The sequence below is a fragment of the Aquitalea aquatilis genome, from assembly GCF_005155025.1.
Lineage (GTDB): Bacteria > Pseudomonadota > Gammaproteobacteria > Burkholderiales > Chromobacteriaceae > Aquitalea > Aquitalea aquatilis.
Window position 1 is genome coordinate 1,621,319 of sequence record NZ_CP039731.1, and the last position, 18,750, is coordinate 1,640,068.

General features: G+C 62.0%; 18 protein-coding genes. 17 read left to right on the forward strand and 1 reads right to left on the reverse strand.

The features are described from left to right. The first annotated feature begins 1 nt into the window (after position 1). From FAZ30_RS07560 to FAZ30_RS07610, 11 genes are all read left to right on the forward strand, one after another. Positions 2-1,297 (forward strand): lipopolysaccharide biosynthesis protein, encoded by a 1,296-nt coding sequence (locus tag FAZ30_RS07560; RefSeq protein WP_205676654.1) that lies wholly within the window; start codon positions 2-4, stop codon positions 1,295-1,297. Beyond that, entirely contained in the window at positions 1,284-2,510 is a 1,227-nt protein-coding gene (locus FAZ30_RS07565) for a DegT/DnrJ/EryC1/StrS family aminotransferase (protein ID WP_137009195.1), read from the forward strand. The genes FAZ30_RS07560 and FAZ30_RS07565 overlap by 14 nt, the downstream gene beginning before the upstream one ends. Next, positions 2,507-3,595 (forward strand): glycosyltransferase family 4 protein, encoded by a 1,089-nt coding sequence (locus FAZ30_RS07570; protein WP_124644195.1) that lies wholly within the window; start codon positions 2,507-2,509, stop codon positions 3,593-3,595. The genes FAZ30_RS07565 and FAZ30_RS07570 overlap by 4 nt, the downstream gene beginning before the upstream one ends. After that, the gene (locus FAZ30_RS07575) at positions 3,592-4,689 is read left to right on the forward strand and encodes a glycosyltransferase family 4 protein (protein WP_124644196.1); all 1,098 of its coding nucleotides are present in this window, start codon (positions 3,592-3,594) and stop codon (positions 4,687-4,689) included. The genes FAZ30_RS07570 and FAZ30_RS07575 overlap by 4 nt, the downstream gene beginning before the upstream one ends. Before the next feature lie 11 nt (positions 4,690-4,700). Next, entirely contained in the window at positions 4,701-5,393 is a 693-nt protein-coding gene (locus FAZ30_RS07580; protein ID WP_137009197.1) for a DUF1345 domain-containing protein, read from the forward strand. 35 nt (positions 5,394-5,428) lie between these two features. Continuing rightward, positions 5,429-6,664: a glycosyltransferase family 4 protein gene (locus FAZ30_RS07585; protein ID WP_137009199.1), complete on the forward strand. Its 1,236-nt coding sequence runs from the start codon at positions 5,429-5,431 to the stop codon at positions 6,662-6,664. A gap of 4 nt (positions 6,665-6,668) precedes the next feature. Further along, positions 6,669-7,238 carry a hypothetical protein gene (locus tag FAZ30_RS07590; protein ID WP_124644199.1) on the forward strand — a complete coding sequence of 190 codons (570 nt, stop codon included), beginning with the start codon at positions 6,669-6,671 and terminating at the stop codon, positions 7,236-7,238. Positions 7,239-7,245: 7 nt separating this feature from the next. After that, on the forward strand, positions 7,246-8,367 hold the full coding sequence (locus tag FAZ30_RS07595) for an acyltransferase family protein (RefSeq protein ID WP_124644200.1): 1,122 nt from the start codon (positions 7,246-7,248) through the stop codon (positions 8,365-8,367). 201 nt (positions 8,368-8,568) lie between these two features. After that, complete coding sequence (locus tag FAZ30_RS07600) at positions 8,569-9,732, forward strand: DegT/DnrJ/EryC1/StrS family aminotransferase (protein WP_124644201.1); 1,164 nt, start codon at positions 8,569-8,571, stop codon at positions 9,730-9,732. Then, positions 9,729-10,406, forward strand: coding sequence for a sugar transferase (locus tag FAZ30_RS07605; RefSeq protein ID WP_124644202.1), 678 nt, complete (start codon positions 9,729-9,731; stop codon positions 10,404-10,406). The genes FAZ30_RS07600 and FAZ30_RS07605 overlap by 4 nt, the downstream gene beginning before the upstream one ends. A 21-nt stretch (positions 10,407-10,427) precedes the next feature. Continuing rightward, positions 10,428-12,311 (forward strand): polysaccharide biosynthesis protein, encoded by a 1,884-nt coding sequence (locus FAZ30_RS07610; protein ID WP_124644203.1) that lies wholly within the window; start codon positions 10,428-10,430, stop codon positions 12,309-12,311. A gap of 61 nt (positions 12,312-12,372) precedes the next feature. Here the strand turns inward: FAZ30_RS07610 and FAZ30_RS07615 are convergent, their stop codons facing one another. Further along, complete coding sequence (locus tag FAZ30_RS07615; RefSeq protein WP_124644204.1) at positions 12,373-13,536, reverse strand: GGDEF domain-containing protein; 1,164 nt, start codon at positions 13,534-13,536, stop codon at positions 12,373-12,375. A 154-nt stretch (positions 13,537-13,690) separates the two neighbouring features. Between FAZ30_RS07615 and FAZ30_RS07620 the strand changes: the two genes are divergently transcribed. The 6 genes from FAZ30_RS07620 to FAZ30_RS07645 all read left to right on the forward strand — a co-directional run bounded on the left by FAZ30_RS07620 (position 13,691) and on the right by FAZ30_RS07645 (position 18,729). Continuing rightward, a complete protein-coding gene (locus FAZ30_RS07620; protein ID WP_124644205.1) occupies positions 13,691-14,602 on the forward strand; it encodes a LysR family transcriptional regulator in 912 nt (303 codons plus the stop codon). Between the two features lie 136 nt (positions 14,603-14,738). Beyond that, positions 14,739-15,500 (forward strand): histidine phosphatase family protein, encoded by a 762-nt coding sequence (locus FAZ30_RS07625; protein WP_158613602.1) that lies wholly within the window; start codon positions 14,739-14,741, stop codon positions 15,498-15,500. A 265-nt stretch (positions 15,501-15,765) separates the two neighbouring features. After that, positions 15,766-17,166, forward strand: coding sequence for an aspartate ammonia-lyase (gene aspA / locus FAZ30_RS07630; protein WP_124644207.1), 1,401 nt, complete (start codon positions 15,766-15,768; stop codon positions 17,164-17,166). A 143-nt stretch (positions 17,167-17,309) separates the two neighbouring features. After that, positions 17,310-17,666: a hypothetical protein gene (locus tag FAZ30_RS07635; RefSeq protein ID WP_124644208.1), complete on the forward strand. Its 357-nt coding sequence runs from the start codon at positions 17,310-17,312 to the stop codon at positions 17,664-17,666. Positions 17,667-17,753: 87 nt separating this feature from the next. Beyond that, positions 17,754-17,993, forward strand: coding sequence for a DUF2164 domain-containing protein (locus tag FAZ30_RS07640; protein ID WP_124644209.1), 240 nt, complete (start codon positions 17,754-17,756; stop codon positions 17,991-17,993). 136 nt (positions 17,994-18,129) lie between these two features. Continuing rightward, positions 18,130-18,729 (forward strand): YdcF family protein, encoded by a 600-nt coding sequence (locus FAZ30_RS07645; RefSeq protein WP_124644210.1) that lies wholly within the window; start codon positions 18,130-18,132, stop codon positions 18,727-18,729. Positions 18,730-18,750: the final 21 nt, after the last annotated feature.

Sequence of the window (18,750 nt, forward strand, 5' to 3'; positions counted from 1 at the left end):
CGTGCTGGCCAAACTCAAGGCCAGGCTGGCGCAGGGCGGCTTTGCCCGCAATGTCGCCACCCTGGCTGGTGGCGCAGCGGTGGCGCAGTTTCTGCCGGTGCTGTTCACTCCCTTGCTGACCCGCCTGTACAGCCCGGCCGATTTTGGCGTGCTGACGCAGTTTGTTGCCTGGCTGTCCAATCTGGTGGTGATTGCCACCTGGCGCTACGACATGGCGGTGGTGCTGCCGGAAGAAGACAGCGACGCCATGCGGCTGATGGTGCTGGCGTTGCTGTTCAATACCCTGCTGCTGGCCGGGCTGAGCGTGCCGCTGCTGCTGGCCGGGCCGTGGATTGCCGCGCAGCTGCATGCGCCGGCCATGGCACCCTGGCTGCCCCTGCTGCCACTGGGCATCTGGGTGGCGGCCAATAATCAGATCTGGACCAACTGGAATAACCGCCAGCGCCGTTACAGTGCCAATGCCCAGGGCCGCATGGGGCAGTCTGCCGCCATGGTGACGGTGCAGCTGGCCGCCGGTTTCGGCAAGCTGGGTGCGCTGGGTCTGCTGCTGGCACAGATTTCTGGCCAGACCGCCTCCTGGCTGGTGCAGGCGCGGCAGGACTGGCGCGCACTGCCACAATGGCTGCGCACCGCGCGCAGCGGTGGCATGGGGCGCATTCTGCGCCGCTATCGTGAATTTCCGCTGGTCAACACGCCACATGCCTTTGTGGTGGCGCTGCAGGACTCCTTGATGGTGCAGCTACTGGGGATATTGGCCACCGCCGAGCTGATGGGCCACTACGGCCTGGTGGTGCGGGTGCTGAAGCTGCCCGCCGCCTTGCTGGGGCAGGCGGTATCGCAAGTGCTGTACCGCGATCTGGCCGAAGCCCATGCCAAGGGCCACAGCCTGCGTCCCTTGCTGAAAAAGGCGCTGCTGGTGCTGTCGGCGCTGGCCATTGCGCCTTTTCTCATCATCATGGCCTGGGGTGGGCCGCTGTTTGCCTTTGCCTTTGGCGAACAATGGCGTGATGCCGGCCTGATTGCCGCCACGCTGACCCCGTCCTTCTTCTGCATGTTCCTGGCTGCGCCCTGTTTCATGGTGCCGATGGTGTTGTCGCGCCAGCGCCAGTCGCTGCTGTTTGCCCTGCTAGGCGTGGTGGTGAACCTGGGTTCGCTGGGCGTGGTGTACTGGGCCGGCGAGGACGCACATCAGGTTTTCCGCCTGCTGTCGGTGGCTGTTTCCATCTATTACATCGTTTACATGGTCTGGGTATTCCGGCTATGTCGCCAACTGGAGCAAGAACATGCTCACGGCTAACTCGCTGACGCTGTGCGATTACCTGTCCGCCTTGCCCGGCATGCTGCGTGGCCGGGCATTCCAGCGCGCGGCGCTGCGGCGCGAGCTGGCTGTCTGCTTTGGTGTGGACGAGGCGCGCATCGGCCTGTATGACACCGGCCGTGCCGCACTGCGCGTGCTGTTGCAGCAACATGGCATAGGCGCGGGCGCTGAAGTCATCGTGCCGGCCTATACCTGCGTGGTGGTGCCCAACCAGATTCCGGCACTGGCAGCCACGCTGCGTTTTGTCGATGTCTCTGCTGACACCTTGAATTTCGATTGGGACATACTGGCCGCCGCCATTGGCCCGGCCACCCGCGCAGTCATCGTACCGCACAATTTCGGCCTGCCGTGCCGGGTGCCGGAGGCCTTGCGCGCTGCCCATCCGCAAGTAAAGTTCATCGACGATGCCGCCCACGGTTTTGCCAGCCAGCTGGACGGCCAATGGCTGGGCAGCTATCACGATGGCGCTTTCTTCAGTTTTGAATACTCCAAAAATCTGAGCGGTGGCATCGGCGGGCTGGCCATCTTTCCGTCCGGCATGGCCGCACCGCAGCAAGAGTGGCCGGAGCTGTCCTGCGCCGATGAATGGCGTTTGCTGGCCACGCTCAAAGCCCATCTGCTGACTGCGCGCTGGCCACTGCTGGGGCGCATCACCATGGCGATTAACCGTCGTGTGGGGCTGATTTACCGCTCGGCTGATGCCGAAGTGACGCAGGGCGTGCCGCATCCGGTACGCGCCATGCCGCTGCTGTCCAGCGTACTGGTGCGCCGCCAACTGGCCCATCTGTCTGCCACACTGGCGCACAAGCAGGCGCTGGCCCGGCGTTATCAGCAGGCTTTGGCAGCACTGCCGTTTATCAAACAATGGCCGCTACCGGCCGGGGCGGAGTGCCACTGGGTGCGCTACCCGTTTGCGCTGTCCCGTCCGGTGGGCAACAAGGCCGCCGTGGCGCGGCGCTTGAGCCAGGCCAGCGGGCTGAATATCGGCGTGTGGTTTGATGATGTGATTCACCCGGCCGGCTCCTTCCGCCACGGCTATGTGGCCGGTAGTGCGCCGCAGGGCGAGCAACTGGCCGCCACGGTGCTGAATCTGCCGATGAATATCGCGCTGGCCGACGATGCGCGGCTGGCTGGCCGGCTGGACAAGCTGCTGGCCGAGCTGCGCTGCATCGAGAAAGAAAACATTCAATGAAGCTGTTGTTGATCGGCTCGGCCTCGGTACATACCTGGCGCTATCTGGCCGGCATCGCCCCGCATGTGGCAGAAATCTGGCTGGCCTGCAATGGCGAAGTGCCAGCGGACAAGCGCCCGGCCAATCTCAAGGGCGAGCTGCGGCTGGACTTTGGCCTCAAGGCCTTGGGTAGCGCTGGCAAACTGCGCCGCTGGATAGCGCAGATCGGGCCGGACCTGGTGCATGTGCATCAGGCCAATAGCGTGGCTTGGCATGCGCGCCGTGCTCTGGTGGGCAGCCATGTGCCCATGGTGCTGACTGCCTGGGGCTCGGATGTGCTGCTGCTGCCGGACAGTAACCGGCTGATGCGGCAGATGGTGGCGGGCAATTTGCGCGCGGCCAGCGCCATTACCTCGGATTCGTTGTACATGGCGGCGAAAATCCGCCAGCTGGCGGGCGAGGACTGCCGTATCGATGTGCTGAATTTCGGCATGGACGCCTTGCCCGCGCAGCCGGATATTGCCGCCAAGGCCAACAAGGTGCTGTCCTGCCGCCTGCACAAGCCGCTCTATCGCATCGACGCTATCCTGCATGCCTGGCAGCAGGTGGAAGCCAGTGGCCGTTATCCGGACTGGAGTCTTACCGTGGCCGCCAGCGGCGAATCCACGGATAGCCTGAAAGCCTTGGCTGCCAGCCTGGGGCTGCAGCGGGTGGAATTCACCGGCTTTGTGTCGTCTGCGGTCTTGGCTGGCCTGTATCAGGAATCGCGGCTGTTTGTCAGCGTGCCGCGCTCGGACGCCACCAGCATCAGCCTGCTGGAAGCCATGGGGCACGGTTGCCTGCCGGTACTGTCCAATCTGCCGGCCAATGGCGAGTGGGTGATCGATGGCCTCAACGGCCTGATTGCCGAAGACATCGCCCGTCTGGCCGACAGTCTGCACGCCGGCATGGCCTGGGCGGCGGACAATGCCCGTCTGCAACAGGCGGTGCAGCTGAACCGTCAGCTGGTGGCGCAAAAGGCGCTACACCAGACCAATATGCAGCACTTTGCTGATCTCTATGCCAGCCTGTTGTCCGGGCCGGCGCACAAGGATTCTGTCGTATGAAAGTAGCCCATCTCACTTCCGCCCATCCGCGTCACGACATCCGCATTTTCGTGAAGGAATGCGCCACCCTGGCCGCTGCCGGCCATGAGGTGACCCTGATCGTGGCGGATGGTCTGGGCGAGGAAATCAACAAGGGTGTGCGCTTTCACGATGTCGGCCCCAAGACCGGTGGCCGCTTTGCCCGCATGACCGGCACGGTGCGCCGGGTGTACGAAGCAGCGCTGGCGCTACGCCCGGACATCGTGCATTTTCACGACCCTGAGCTGATCCCGGCTGCGCTGCGCTTGAAGCAGGCCGGCATCAAGGTGATTTACGACGTGCACGAAGACATGCCACGGCAGATTCTGGCCAAGCACTGGATTCCCGGTGCGGTGCGGCCACTGGTGTCTGGCAGCTTCGAAACGGTGGAAGACTGGGCGGCCAAGCGTTTTGACGCGGTAGTCACCTCCACCCCGCACATCCGCAAGCGCTTTGCCAAGCTGGGCGGCCGGGTGCTGGATGTGTGCAATTTCCCGATTCTGGAAGAGCTGGTGCGCGACACGCCGTGGGACAGCCGCAAGAACGAGGTGTGCTATATCGGCGGCATCAGCCGCATTCGTGGCATCGCCCCCATTGTGGCCGCGTTGCCGGATACCGCCACCCGGCTGAATCTGGCCGGCATCTGGAGCGAAACCGACTTGCGCGCCGAGCTGGAAGCCCAGCCCGGCTGGGCAAGAGTGAATGATCTGGGCGTGCTGGACCGCAAGGGCGTGGCCCAGGTGCTGGCACAAAGCAAGATCGGTCTGGTGACGCTGTTTCCCACCCCCAATTACGTCGATGCACTGCCGATCAAGCTGTTTGAATACATGGCGGCCGGCATGCCGGTGATTGCCAGCGACTTCCCGGTATGGCGCGAAATCGTTGATGACGCTGGCTGCGGCGTGCTGGTGGACCCGCAAGACCCGTCGGCCATCGCCGAGGCCATCAACAGCCTGATGGCGGATGAAGAGTGCATGCGTGCACTGGGCGAAGCCGGCAAACAGGCGGTGCTACAGAAATACAGCTGGGCGGCAGAGGGCCGCAAGCTGGTGGAACTCTACGCCCAACTGGCCTGAGGAGACGCTATATGGACAAACCCACCCGCCATCATCACGGCCCGCTGGCTCACCTGAGCCATCTCATCCGCACCCGGCCGCGGCTGTTTGTCGCCATCGTGTTTGGCCTGGCGGTGGCGCAGGCGCTGGCCATGTTCACCCCCATGCGCACACTGACTGCCTATGTAATGGGCTGGAATGCCGGGGCCGGCCTGTATCTGCTGCTGGCGCTGCACATGATGCACGGGGCCGATGCCGAGCAGATCCGCCACCGGGCGGCGCGGCAGGATGAGGGCGAGATGGCGATTCTGGCACTGGTGGTGCTGGCGGCCGTGGTGTGCCTGTTGTCCATTGTGGCGGAGCTGTCGGTGGCGAAAGACCTGCACGGCAGCAGCCGTGGCCTGCATATCGGCCTGTCGGTGCTCACCATCTTTACCAGCTGGTTGTTCACCCAGGTGATGTTTGCCCTGCATTACGCCCACCAGTACTACGTGGCGCTGTTCCGTTGCGGCAAGCCGGGGCTGGAATTCCCCGGTGAGGAAGAACCCAATTACAGCGATTTCTTTTATTTTGCGGCGGTGATCGGCACCTCGGGCCAGACCGCCGACATCAGTTTCAGCTCACGGGCCATGCGCCGCATCGGCTCCGTGCATTGCATTTTGTCCTTCCTGTTCAATACCACCGTGCTGGCGATGATGATCAACATCGCCGCCGGCCTGTTCTGACAGGCGGACCCTAACCTTTTCGGAAAAGCAGCAGCGTGCGCATTCTCTATATCAATCACTATGCCGGTAGCCCGCGCCACGGCATGGAATTCCGCCCCTATTACCTGGCGCGCGAATGGGTGAGGGCCGGCCATGAAGTGAACATGCTGGCGGCCGATACCTCGCATCTGCGCCAGACCAATCCACGCTTGACGGCCAAGTATCAGGACGAAGACATCGACGGCATCCGCTATACCTGGTGCAAGACTCCGGCCTATCCGGGCAATGGCCTGAAGCGGGTGATCAACATCTTCAGCTTTCTGGGCAAGGTGATGGGCCTGTCCGGACGCTACCTGAAAGAATGGAAGCCGGACGTGGTGATTGCTTCGTCCACCTATCCGCTGGATACCATTCCCGCTGCCTTCATTGCCGGCAAGACCGGTGCGCGGCTGGTGTACGAGGTGCACGACCTGTGGCCGCTGACGCCGGTGGAAGTGGGCGGCATGTCGCGCTCCCACCCCTTCATCCGCCTGATGCAGTGGGCCGAGGATTTTGGCTACCGCAAGGCCGATACCGTCATTTCCATGTTGCCCTGCGCCCGTGACTACATGATGGAGCACGGCATGGCGGCGGAAAAATACCATGTGGTGCCCAATGGCGTGGATGTGGCCGAATGGCAGGGCGCAAACAGCCAGTTGTCGATTGAACACCTGGCGGTGCTGGCGCAACTGAAGGCCGACGGGCGTTTCCTCATCGGCTATGCCGGCGGGCATGGTCTGGCCAATGCGCTGGATTTCCTGCTGGAGGCCGCCGCGCAATTGCAGGACACGGCGGTCAGCTTCGTGCTGGTGGGCGATGGCCCGGACAAGGCCGCGCTGGTGGAAAAGGCTGCGGCGATGGGCTTGTCCAATGTCTTGTTCCTGCCCAGCATTCCCAAGCGGGCGGTGCCGGCCTTCCTCGCGCAGATGGACAGCCTGTTCATCGGCTGGCGCAAGCTGCCCATCTACCGTTTCGGCATCAATCCCAACAAGTTGTTTGACTACCTGATGGCCGGCAAGCCGGTGATCCATTCGGTGGAAGCGGGCAACGATATGGTCAAGGAAGCCGGGGCGGGGATTAGCGTGGGCGCGGAAGACCCGGCTGCCATCGCCGGGGCGGTACGCCGCATGGCAGCGTTGACGCCCAACGAGCGTGGCCGCATGGGCGCGGCGGGGCGGCAGTATGTGCTGGCCCATCACGACTACCGCGTGCTGGCGCAGCGTTTCCTGCAAGCGGTACTGCGCAAGGGTTGATGCCATGTTGCGCCTGCTGGGAAAACTGCTGCGTCTGGGGCTGAAGCTGGCGGTCTGGGTCGCCGTGTTCTTCTGCAGCATGGTGCTGCTGGCCATGCTGCTGGATGCCGGCCCGCTGTGGGCCTTGGCACTGCTGGCGGTGTATCTGGGCTGTTACGCGCTGGCCAGCTGGTGGCAATGGGGCCGCCTGCAGACGGCCTTGCTGGCCGGCTGGTTCGGCCTGTTCTGCGGTGCCATGTTCTACTGGGACAAGCATGGCGGCGGCGGTCAGCCCGCACCGGAGTGGCTGAAGCTGCTGGCGCACTGGCATGGACTGGGCTGGATCGTGTTGGTGTTGCTGTTTTTGCCGCTTACCTTGCTGGAAATGCTGGTCAAGCAGCTGCGCCGTCGCCGTGAGCGGGTGCAGGCTCCGCCGGCTGATGTCTTCACGGCCAATCCGGCGCAGTTTGATTTGCAGCAGTCGTTTGAGCAGGCAGAACAGAGACAAAAAACCGTGCAAACCTGTCCTAACGGCGAGGATAATAGCGGTTTTAACCTTCATGACCGGCGTAATGTGACGCCGGAAGACAGGTGAGTGCGGGATGAGTAGCAACAAGCAGCATATCCGTTTTGATTTTGCCGATGGCCTGCGCGGCGTGGCCATCCTGTGCGTGATCTTGTTTCATTTCACCCAGACCTTCTGGCAGCACCGCGAACGCATCAGCGACATTCTGAATATGGAGCCGCTGGAAGGCTATGCCGGGGCATCCTTTGTACTGCCCTTCAATCTGGGCGCAGTGGGGGTGGGCTTGTTCCTGCTGATTTCCGGCCTGCTGATTCCCTTGTCGCTCACCCGCATGGGCGGGCTGCGCTTTGCCGTGTCGCGGGTATTCCGTATTTATCCCACCTACTGGGCCGGGCTGGCGGTGACGCTCGTGGCGTTGTGGATTGCCGCCTGGCTGGCGGATAACGAATTCGATATCACCCGGCGCGATGTCATCGGCCATGTCAGCATCGCCTTTCAGGACATGCTGGGCGGACGCAATATCGACCCGGTGATGTGGACGCTGAAGGTAGAACTGTGGTTTTACGCCTTGCTGGGTACGGCCTTTGCGCTGACCGGGCGGCGGATCAAATGGGCGATCTGGCTGCTGCTGCCCTTGGTGGCCATGCTGTGTCGTGGCCCGAATGCACAGGGCCTGCACGGCCAGCTGGCCCACTTCTGGGCCTATGACCAGTATTTCCTGGCCTCGGTGGTGTGCTATTTCCCGCTGATGTTTGCCGGTTGCTGGTGTTATTTCTATCTCACCGGCCAGGCCGGCAAGCTGGAAACCGTGCTGCATTTTGTCGGCCTGTTGGCCATGTTTGTGTGGGTCACCAACTGGCCGTCGGCGGAGCTGTACGGCAGCTACCTGATCGGCATCAGCCTGTTTGTACTGGGGGTAGTGCGCCCGGGCTTGTGGACCCATCCCTGGCTGGCGCGTATCGCCGCCGTCAGTTACGCCTGGTATGTGTGTCATTCCAATGCCGGCTATGTGCTGATGGAAGTGCTGGCTGAGTACAATCTGCCGTGGTGGCTGCTGGTGGCAGCTGCCACCGCCATGACCTGGTGCCTGGCGTTGGCTATCAACCGCTGGGTGGAGCTGCCCACGCAAAAGCTGGGCAAGCGCGCCGCCGATGCATTGAAAGACAAGCCAGCCACGGACAAGCTGGCGCGCCAGTAAGCGCAGCTAACAAAAACCCTGCTGCTGCGTTGCGCCGCCTTGCCGTACTCATTGTACTGTCTGCGGCGGCGCGCCTTGCCGCAGGGACGCTACGCTATTTTGTTAGCCGCTCTAAGCGTAGCTGACAAGACCGAATACGCGACTGGCAACCATGCGTCGGCTGCCAGCCATGAACAACGACGCCTATTGAAGATGACGAAAATGAGCGAACAGAAATTCCTGCCCTTTGCCCTGCCGGATATCGGCGAAGAAGAAATCAATGAAGTGGTGGATGCCCTGCGTTCCGGCTGGGTGACTACTGGGCCCAAGACCAAGCAGTTCGAAGCCGACTTTGCCGCCTTCATCGGCGAAGGCGTGGAAGCCATTGCGGTGAACTCCGCCACCGCCGGCCTGCATCTGGCGCTGGAAGCCATCGGCATCCAGCCCGGTGACGAAGTGATTGTCCCCAGCTACACCTTTACCGCCACCGCCGAAGTGGTGCGTTATCTGGGGGCGGATCCGGTCTGTGTCGATGTGGACCCGGCCAGCTTCAATATCAGCCCGGCTGCCATCCGTGCTGCCATCACGCCGAAAACCCGCGCCATCATGCCAGTACACTTTGCCGGCCTTGCCTGCGAGATGGACGAGATTCTGGCCATCGCCCGCGAACACGGCCTGAAGGTGGTGGAAGACGCCGCCCATGCGCTGCCCACCCGTTACAAGGGCAAGCTGATCGGCACGCTGGATTCGGATGTCACCGTGTTCAGCTTCTACGCCAACAAGACCATGACCACCGGCGAGGGTGGCATGGTGGTGTCGAAGAACAAGGACCTCATCGCCCGCTGCAAGATCATGCGTCTGCACGGCATCAGCCGCGATGCCTTCGACCGCTATGTGTCCAAGACCCCGGCCTGGTTCTACGAAGTGGTCGCCCCCGGCTTCAAATACAATATGCCGGACACCGCCGCGGCCATGGGCATTCACCAGTTGAAGAAAATTGCCGGCTTCCAGCAAAAGCGTGAGTTGATGGCCGCCCGTTTCGACCGTGAACTGGCCGACCTGCCGCTGATCCTGCCAGCGCGTCCGGCCGATGCCGCCGGCCAGCATGCCTGGCATCTGTATCCGGTGCGTATCAAGCCGGAGGCCGGCATCAGCCGCGACGACTTCATCCTGCGCATGGCCGAGAAGGGCATTGGCTGCTCGGTGCACTTCATTCCGCTGCACCGCCAGCCGGTATGGCGTGATGGCTACCAATTGGCGCGCAGTGCCTTCCCGGTGGCTGATGCCGCCTTCGAGGCCGAAGTCACCCTGCCGCTGTACACCCGCATGAACGAGGACGATCAGACCCGCGTGATCGCTGCGGTTCGCGAGATTCTGGGCGCATGAGCCAGCCGCGTGACTCCGGGCTGGGCCAGTCCCCGGCCTTGCTGCCGCCGTGCTGCCGCCCGCCGGGTGCAGGTTCGCCGCTGCTCAAGCGCTTGTTCGACCTGATCGCGGCCAGTGCCGGCCTGCTGCTGCTGGCGCTGCCGCTGCTGCTGGTCGCCTTGTGGATCAAGCTGGACTCACCCGGCCCGGTGTTTTTCCGCCAGGTGCGGGTAGGACGCGGCGGCCTGCTGTTCCGCATTCACAAGTTCCGTACCATGCAGGTGAATACCGAGGTGCAAGGCCAGCTCACCGTGGGGGCGGACAGCCGCGTCACCGGGGCCGGGCGTTTTCTGCGCAAGAGCAAGCTGGATGAACTGCCGCAATTGCTGGACGTGCTGTTCGGCGACATGAGCCTGGTTGGCCCGCGCCCGGAAGTGCCCAAGTACGTGGCACATTACCCGGAGGATGTGCGCGACATCGTGCTATCGGTGCGCCCCGGCATCACCGACTGGGCCTCCATCCGCATGATCGACGAAAATGAAATCCTCGGTCGTGCCGCCGATCCGGAGCAGGCCTATATCGAACAGGTACTGCCGGAAAAGCTGGGCTACTACGTGCGCTATGCGCAAACCCACAGCCTGCTGGAAGATATCCGCATCATCTTTGCCACCTTGCTGAAAATCGTGCTGCGCTGACCGGCGCGAAAGCCAAACGACATGCTAGACAAACTGCTGACCTTTTCCCGTCACAACAAGATGGCGCTGTTGGCGCTGATGGATGCCCTGTTGCTGCCATTGGCCCTGTGGAGTGCCGTGGTGCTGCGCCTGGGCGGCTACTGGGACCCGAAGCTGGACCCGTATCTGTGGATCTTCATCGTGCCGCCGCTGTGGGTGATTCCCATCTTCGTCAAACTGGGCCTGTATCGCGCGGTGCTGAAGTATCTGGACGACAAGATCGTCTACACCGTGTTTACCGGGGTGAGCCTGGCGGTGCTGGTGCTGACGGCGGTGATCGTGATGGCGCGTATTGCGCCGTTTCCGCGCTCGTCCATCATCATCTTCTGGATGTTCGCCATGGCCTATATCGGTGGCAGCCGCTTTGTGCTGCGCGGCCTGGTGCGGCGTATCGATTCGGTGGATGCCCCGCGCGAACACGTCATCATCTATGGTGCCGGGCAGGCCGGGGTACAACTGCTGCTGGCCTTGCAGGCGGGCAAGGAATACCGGCCGATGGCCTTTGTCGATGACAATCCGGAATGCTGGAAACGCACCTACCGCGGCCTCAGCGTGCATGCCCCCACCGACCTGCCGCTGCTGATCGAAGACACGGCCGCCAGCTGCATCCTGCTGGCCATGCCCTCGGTCAGCCGTGGCCGCCAGCGCGAGATTCTGGAATCGCTGGAGCATCTGCGCATTCCCATCAAGCGCCTGCCCGGCATGGCGGATCTGGTGTCCGGCGAAGCGCGGGTGGAAGAGCTGAAGGAAGTGGAAATCGAAGACCTGCTGGGCCGTGACCCGGTGCCGCCCAGCCCCGAGCTGCTGGCGCGCAATATCCAGGGCCGGGTGGTGATGGTGACCGGTGCCGGCGGCTCCATCGGCTCCGAGCTGGTGCGGCAGATCGCCCGCAACAATCCGGCGCGCATCGTGCTGTTCGAGCTGACCGAGTTCGCCCTCTACGCCATCGACCACGAGTTGTCGCAGCTGGCACCGTCCATCCCGCGCACGCCGGTACTGGGGTCGGCCACCGACCATGCCCGGCTGTGTCAGATTATGCGCGCCTTCCAGGTGGAAACGGTTTATCACGCCGCCGCGTACAAACACGTGCCGATGGTGGAACACAATCCGGTAGCCGGTATCCTCAACAATGCCTTCGGTACCGACACCACGGCGCAGGCGGCGGAAGATTGCGGTGTGGATACCTTTGTGCTGATTTCCACCGACAAGGCGGTGCGTCCCACCAATGTGATGGGTGCCACCAAGCGCCTGGCCGAACTGACCTTGCAGGGCCGCCATGCCCGTGGCAGCAGCACCCGCTTTGTCATGGTGCGTTTTGGCAATGTGCTGGGCAGTTCCGGCTCGGTGGTGCCCTTGTTCAAGAAGCAGATTCAGGCCGGTGGCCCGGTGACTGTCACCCATCCGGACATCACCCGTTACTTCATGACCATTCCAGAAGCCGCCCAGCTGGTGATCCAGGCCGGGGCCATGGGCGAGGGCGGTGATGTGTTCGTGCTGGATATGGGCGAGCCGGTGAAGATTGCCGATCTGGCGCGGCGCATGGTGCATTTGTCCGGATTGGAGGTGCGTGATGACAAGCACCCGAACGGCGACATCGAAATCCGCTTTTCCGGTTTGCGTCCGGGCGAGAAGCTGTACGAAGAACTGCTGATTGGCGACAACGTGCTGCCCACCGATCATCCGCGCATCCTGCGGGCGCAGGAATACCATCTGTCCGCGCCGGAACTGGCGCAATTCATGCAGCAGCTGGCACAGGCCTGCCAGCAACTGGACGCCGCCAGCGCCTTTGCCTTGATGCAGCAGGTTGTACATGAATTCCGGGCCAGCCCGGCGACCCAGGACTGGGTGGTGTTGCAGCAGGGCTGAGAACCGGTTTACGCCCTTTCGCCTTGTCTGCCCCTTCGTTCGCTGGATCGCGAACAGGCTGTCAGGCTGTCGGGAGTCCGTCGCTGATCACCCGGTCACGCCCCAGCTGTTTGGCTTGATACATGCGGGCATCGGCCAGCTCCACCAGCTGGCGGCGGACATTGCATTTGTCTGCCAGCCGCTCGGCCAGGCCGATGCTGGCGGTCAGCGCCGTGCCATCCGGCCGCTGGCCCAGCCCCTGCTGGCGCAGCCGGTCCAGCGCCAGCCTGGCCTGGATCATGTCGGTATTGGGCATCAACAGCAGAAACTCTTCACCACCCCAACGCACCAGCACATCGCCACGCCGCACACAGGACAGTGTTTTTTGCACCAGCTGTTTCAGGGTTTTGTCGCCAGCGGCATGACCAAACTGGTCGTTGATGCTCTTGAAGTGGTCAATGTCGATAAAGGCGATGGCCAGCGGCATCTGGTTGCGCTCGGCATTGACCAGTTGCAGTTCCAGCATCTCGATACCGCTACGGCGCGAGAAGGCGGTGGTCAGCGGATCGCGGATGGTCTGGCCTACCAGGGCGATGATAAAGGCCAGCTGGCTGATGCTGGCCAGTGAGGAAACACTCGCCAGCAGCGACAGCAGCCAGAATTCACCCCCGAAGGAAGGCCAGCTGGCGACCGACCAGTCCAGCGACCAGGCGATGGCATAAGCCAGCAAGACCGGTGTGGCAAAGGCCAGATTCTCGATCAGGGTGAGCGGAAAAATGGAAAAGGCCGCCAGCAAGACAAAGGGCAGAAAGGCATAACCCGTGCCAATGGCCGCCGATACCCCTTCCAGGTGGTATTGCGTCATCAGCTGGTGCGAGCCGATATAAAACAGCGTGGGGATGGCAAACAATACCGCCATGCCGCGATAGGCCCCGGATAGCTGACCATCCTGCGGACACCACAAGACCAGCGCCACAAAGGCCAGGGTGGCCAGCACCCGCATGGTGGCCAGCATCTGCCATAGCCCGGATGGCAGGGTCATGACATCCACCACGATCCACAAAGGGGTGAGCAGGGCAAACAGCAGGGCGAACAGACGCACGCGATTGACCAGCATCAGCGCGCGGCGTTGCTCCAACAAGGGCATGTGCTGGTGTGGGCTCAACAGCCAGCTGGTTTCATTACTGGCGATCTCGCCGGGCAGCAGGCCAAGAATCCGCCGCCAGATGGTGTGTGTGATTCTCATTGTCAGACAAGTTTTGAGTTTGCAGCATTGTAGGGGCAATGTGCTCTCCGACCTTGTAAAATATCAAATCATGCGGAAATTAGTCGCGAACATTCTGAATAGCTGGCTGATTTTAAATAATATTTAATGCTACAAGGCGAAGGAGGGCTGCCATTTGGAAACCCGCTGGCTGGAAGATTTTCTGGTACTCGCCGACACCGGCAGTTTTACCCGTTCGGCCGAGGTACGCCACCTTACCCAGCCGGCATTCTCCCGTCGCATCAAGTCGCTGGAAAGCTGGTTTGGTGCCGATCTGATCGACCGCACCACTTATCCAACGAAACTCACCACGGCTGGCGAGCTGCTGCGCGAACAGGCGGTGCTGATGCTGGGGCAGATCAACAGCACCCGCGCCCAACTGCGCGGCCTGCAACCGTTGCCGGCCGGCACGCTCAGCCTGGCCGTGCCGCATACGCTGTCCTTCTCGTTTTTTCCCAAGTGGCTAAGCAGGGTGGAGCAGGGGTTTGGTTCGCTGTCCTGCCGCCTGCAAGCCAGCAATGTGCATGATGCGCTGCTGGCATTTGTTGAGGGCGGCTGTGACCTGCTGATGTGCTATCACCACCCCAAGCAGCCGGTAGATTTGGCTGATCCACGCTATAGCGGCTTGCGCTTGGGAGTGGAATCGTTGCGTCCCTATGTGCGCAGCAAGCCGGATCGCAGCCCGCGCCATGCCTTGCCCGGCAGCGCCGCCCAGCCACTGCCCTTTCTGGGCTATGCCAGTAATGCCTATTTCCGCCTGATGACCGACCTGATTCTGGAAGCGGCCCCGGAGCCCACTTTCCTGTCGCTACGCTATGAAACCGATATGGCGGAAGGTCTGAAAAACATGGTGCTGGAAGGGCATGGCGTGGCGTTTTTGCCCACCAGCTCGGTTCAGCGCGAATTGCGTTCGCGCCAGCTGGTGCTGGCGGCGGACCAGGGCTGGAGCGTGGATATGGAGGTGAGGCTGTACCGCGACAAGAAGCGCAGCCGGCCCGAGCTGGACGCCTTCTGGGATTACCTGGCCGCCAGTGCCGATCCGGTCTGAATTGGCCCCATTGATCGGGACGAAACCCACCCGCTTTTAGGCGCTTGCCTGCTGCTGCCGGCTGAATATTTTCCTAGCATGGCCAACCCTGATGTTGCTCAACACTGGAGAGGCCGAGATGAAATGCAGGAAAGTTATGCAATGGATACTGTGCTGCCTGGCAGTACTGTCGGGGCCGGCCGCGCTGGCCGCCCCCAGCAATGCCAGCGGACCGGTAGTGGACATCTATTTATTGCGCCACGGCAAAACGCTGTTCAATACCACCAGTCAGGTGCAGGGCTGGTCGGACACGCCGCTGACCGCGGCAGGCATCAAGGGCGCGGAGGCCGCCGCCAGAGGACTGGCCAGCACGCCCTTCATTGCGGCCTACAGCAGCGATCTGGGGCGGGCGCGTGCCACTGCCAGAATCGTACTGGCGCAAGGCCAGCGTAAGGGCTTGTCCTTGCAGGAAGACGAGCGCTTCCGCGAATGGAACTATGGCAGTTTTGAAGGCCGGCCGGATGCCGAAATGTGGACACCCTTGTTCCGCCAGCAGGGCATGGTGTTCGATCCTGGCTGGGGCAACTGGACTGCCTTTACCCACAAGATGAATGATCGGGCCATTGCACAGGCCATTCACGATAACGACCCGCGTGGCTGGGCGGAAACCTATCCGCAGATCGAAGCGCGACTGCGTGCCGGCATGCAGGATGTCGTGAGCAAGGCCGTGGCGGCGGGTGGCGGCAATGTGCTGCTGGTCAGCCATGGTGGTGCCATTCTCAGCATCCTCGATATCTTTGTGCCCGGTCAGGCCAAGAACACCGATATTCCCAATAGCAGCATCACCCTGCTGCGCTATCAGAATGGCCAGTACCAGCTGCTCAACGCCGGCGATGTCAGCTATCAGCAAGCACGCTGAAGCCTGCGTCAGTTCCTGCGAGGGCTGCTCCCGCGATATACCAAGCCGTATTACGGGCAGCCCTGTCTGAGCAAAACGCCCGCCACCCAGCTGGTGGACCTGCTGTTTTGGCTGGCCAGCCCGCACTCTGGCCGGGTATTTTCCATGGTTATGCAAAATTTGCATGGACTGATTGCGAATCGGAATTGGCCAAGCCGCTGGCTGGCAGCCTACAGTCTGCCCCCATCACTCCGCGCTGGCGGAGACCATCGACAAGGGTTTCTGCATGTCCACACGTATCGAACACGACCTGCTTGGCGATCGCGCCGTTCCGGCTGCTGCCTACTGGGGTGTCCACACCCTGCGCGCGGTGGAAAACTTCCCCATTACCGGTCAGACCATTGCCAGCTATGGCGACCTGATCATCGCACTGGCGCAGATCAAGAAAGCGGCTGCCCAGGCCAATCGTGATCTGGGGCTGCTGGATGGTGTACGCGCCCAGGCTATTGTCGATGCCTGCGACGAACTGGTGGATGGCAAGCTGCACGAGCAGTTCGTGGTGGATGTGATTCAAGGTGGGGCAGGGACTTCCACCAATATGAATGCCAATGAAGTCATCGCCAACCGCGCGCTGGAGCTGTTGGGCCATGCCAAGGGCGAATACGACAAGCTGCATCCCAACGAACACGTCAACATGAGTCAGAGTACCAATGACGTGTATCCCACCGCGCTGCGCCTGGCCACTTACTGGGGTGTACTGCGCCTGCAACGCACCATGTTCGTGTTGCGCGAAGCCTTTGCGGCCAAGGCGGATGAATTCAAAAATGTCTTGAAGATGGGCCGGACCCAGCTGCAAGACGCAGTACCGATGACGCTGGGACAAGAGTTCCAGACCTATGCTGTGATGCTGGGTGAAGATGAGCAGCGCCTGAGCGAAGCCCGTGCGCTGATGCTGGAAATCAATCTGGGTGCCACTGCCATCGGCACCGGCATCACTGCCCACCCGGATTACGCCCGGCTGGTGTGCCTGCACCTGTCCGAACTGACCGGCCTCAAGCTGATGACCGCGCCCAATCTGATCGAAGCCACCCAGGACTGCGGCGCTTTTGTGCAGCTGTCCGGTGTGCTCAAGCGTGTGGCGGTCAAACTGTCCAAAACCTGCAACGACTTGCGCCTGCTGTCCTCCGGGCCGCGCGCTGGCATTGGCGACATCAATCTGCCGGCCCGTCAGGCAGGCTCGTCCATCATGCCGGGCAAGGTCAATCCGGTGATTCCGGAAGTGGTCAACCAGGTGGCCTTTGAAGTCATCGGCAACGACATGACCATCACCATGGCCGCGGAAGGTGGCCAGCTGCAGCTGAATGCTTTCGAGCCGGTCATCGCCTATAGCATGTTCCGCAGCGTGCGCCATCTGGCCAATGCCTGCACCACGCTCACCGAGCATTGCGTCAAGGGCATTACCGCCAACGAAGCCAAGCTGCGCGCAGACGTACTCAACTCTATTGGCTTGGTGACCGCACTCAATCCCATCATCGGTTACGCCGCAGCTACCGCCGTGGCTGCCGAAGCGCACGCTACCGGTGGCAGTGTCTACGATATCGTGCTGGAGCGCGGGCTGATGCAGCGCGCCCAACTGGATGAGGCATTGCAGCCGGAAGCCCTGACCCAGCCGCGCTGCTTGTCTTAAAAGGTGTTCTGCTGTCGGTACTTGTCCGGTACCGACTTTCCTGTGTTGGCCGGGTATTTACCCGGCCATTTTTTTTGCTGGCTTGTGCCGAGGGAGGGCTGGATGTATAAGTGTATTGTGCATTGCACAAAAAGGAGTGGAACATGACACAAGCCCTCATCTGGTGGCTGGAGAACAGCCCCCGCTGGCTAAGCAGCTTCAGCGCGCAATGGCGTTGCCAGCAAGAAGTATTGCGTGCGGCCACCTTCCATACCGGTCACGTGTTGTGCAGCCCGGCGCCCTTGCCGGACAAGCTGTCCCGCTTGCTACGCCGTTCCTGTTCTGATGCCATCACCCTGCTGCATGACCATGGCGAGGTGCAATTGCAGCTGTGCAGCCAGTTGCCTGCGCCACAACACGACCCCTGCCAGCTGTATACCCTGGGGCAGCGCTTGCAGCAGCGTACCGGCGAGGCCTGCCTGCACGGCCTGGTCGATATCGGGCGCGCCCTGTCGCGCTGATTGTGCGGCCGTGGCGGTGCGAATGGCTTTGCAGTCGCTGCTGGGCAGGGCACAATGCCGCTCTTTACGCATTCAGAGAGTCCCGCCATGTCCAGCCAATCCATGCTCAGCCAGCAGCAACTGCAACAATTGGCTCCCGAGCTGCAAGATTATCTGGCCACCCAGCTGAATCTTGACGTCGGCCAGTTTGATGCCCAGTTCCTGCTGGATTTTGTCGCCGCCAAGATAGGCCGGCAGATCTATAACAAGGCGCTGGACGATGCGCAGCAGGCATTGAGCAGCCGTATGGAGTCACTGCAGGCTGCCATCTGGGAACTGGAAAAATAGGTCGGTTGCAGCTGTTTTCAGGCCTGCGACGGCTCCTGTCCCGTCCGCGACTGCCGCTTGCCTGGTAGCCAATGGCTGCCATCCCTAGGCCAACGGCGTTACAATCAGGCTTTCCCTCCTCCTGCGCCCAAGGTTCATGCTTTATCTGCGTCTGATGCTCAAAGGTTTCTTGCTGGCCGTGCTGCTGGTGCTGCTGGGCTTTGGCTACATGGCCTGGGGCATTGCCCGTTATGCCGATGAGCCCGCCACGCAGCCGGCTGATGCCGCACTGGTACTGGGTGCCGCGGCCTGGGGCAGCAAGCCTTCGCCCGTGCTGCGCGAGCGCATCAACCACGCGGTGACGCTTTACAAGCAAGGCCGGGTGCGCTGGATTGTGTTTACCGGAGGTACTCCGGAGCCCGGCTATCCCACCGAGGCCGATGTCGGCCGCGAGTTCGCCTTGCGCCAGGGGGTGCCGATGACCGCCATGCTGGCGGAAAACGAGTCGCGCACCACTTGGCAGAATCTGGAAAACGCCCACAAACTGGCGGCACCGTTTGGCATACGCTCCTTTCTGCTGGTGAGCGATCCACTGCATATGCGGCGCGCAGTACTGATGGCACATGACCTGGGCATGGCTGCTGCGCCAGCTCCTACGGAGTCCAGTCGTTATGTCAGCTGGAGCAACAAGGTCAAATTCCTGGTCAGGGAAACCTGGCTATATGTCGGCTACCGGGTGTTTCGCAAGCTGTCCTGATCGTAGGGATGTGGCGGCTTG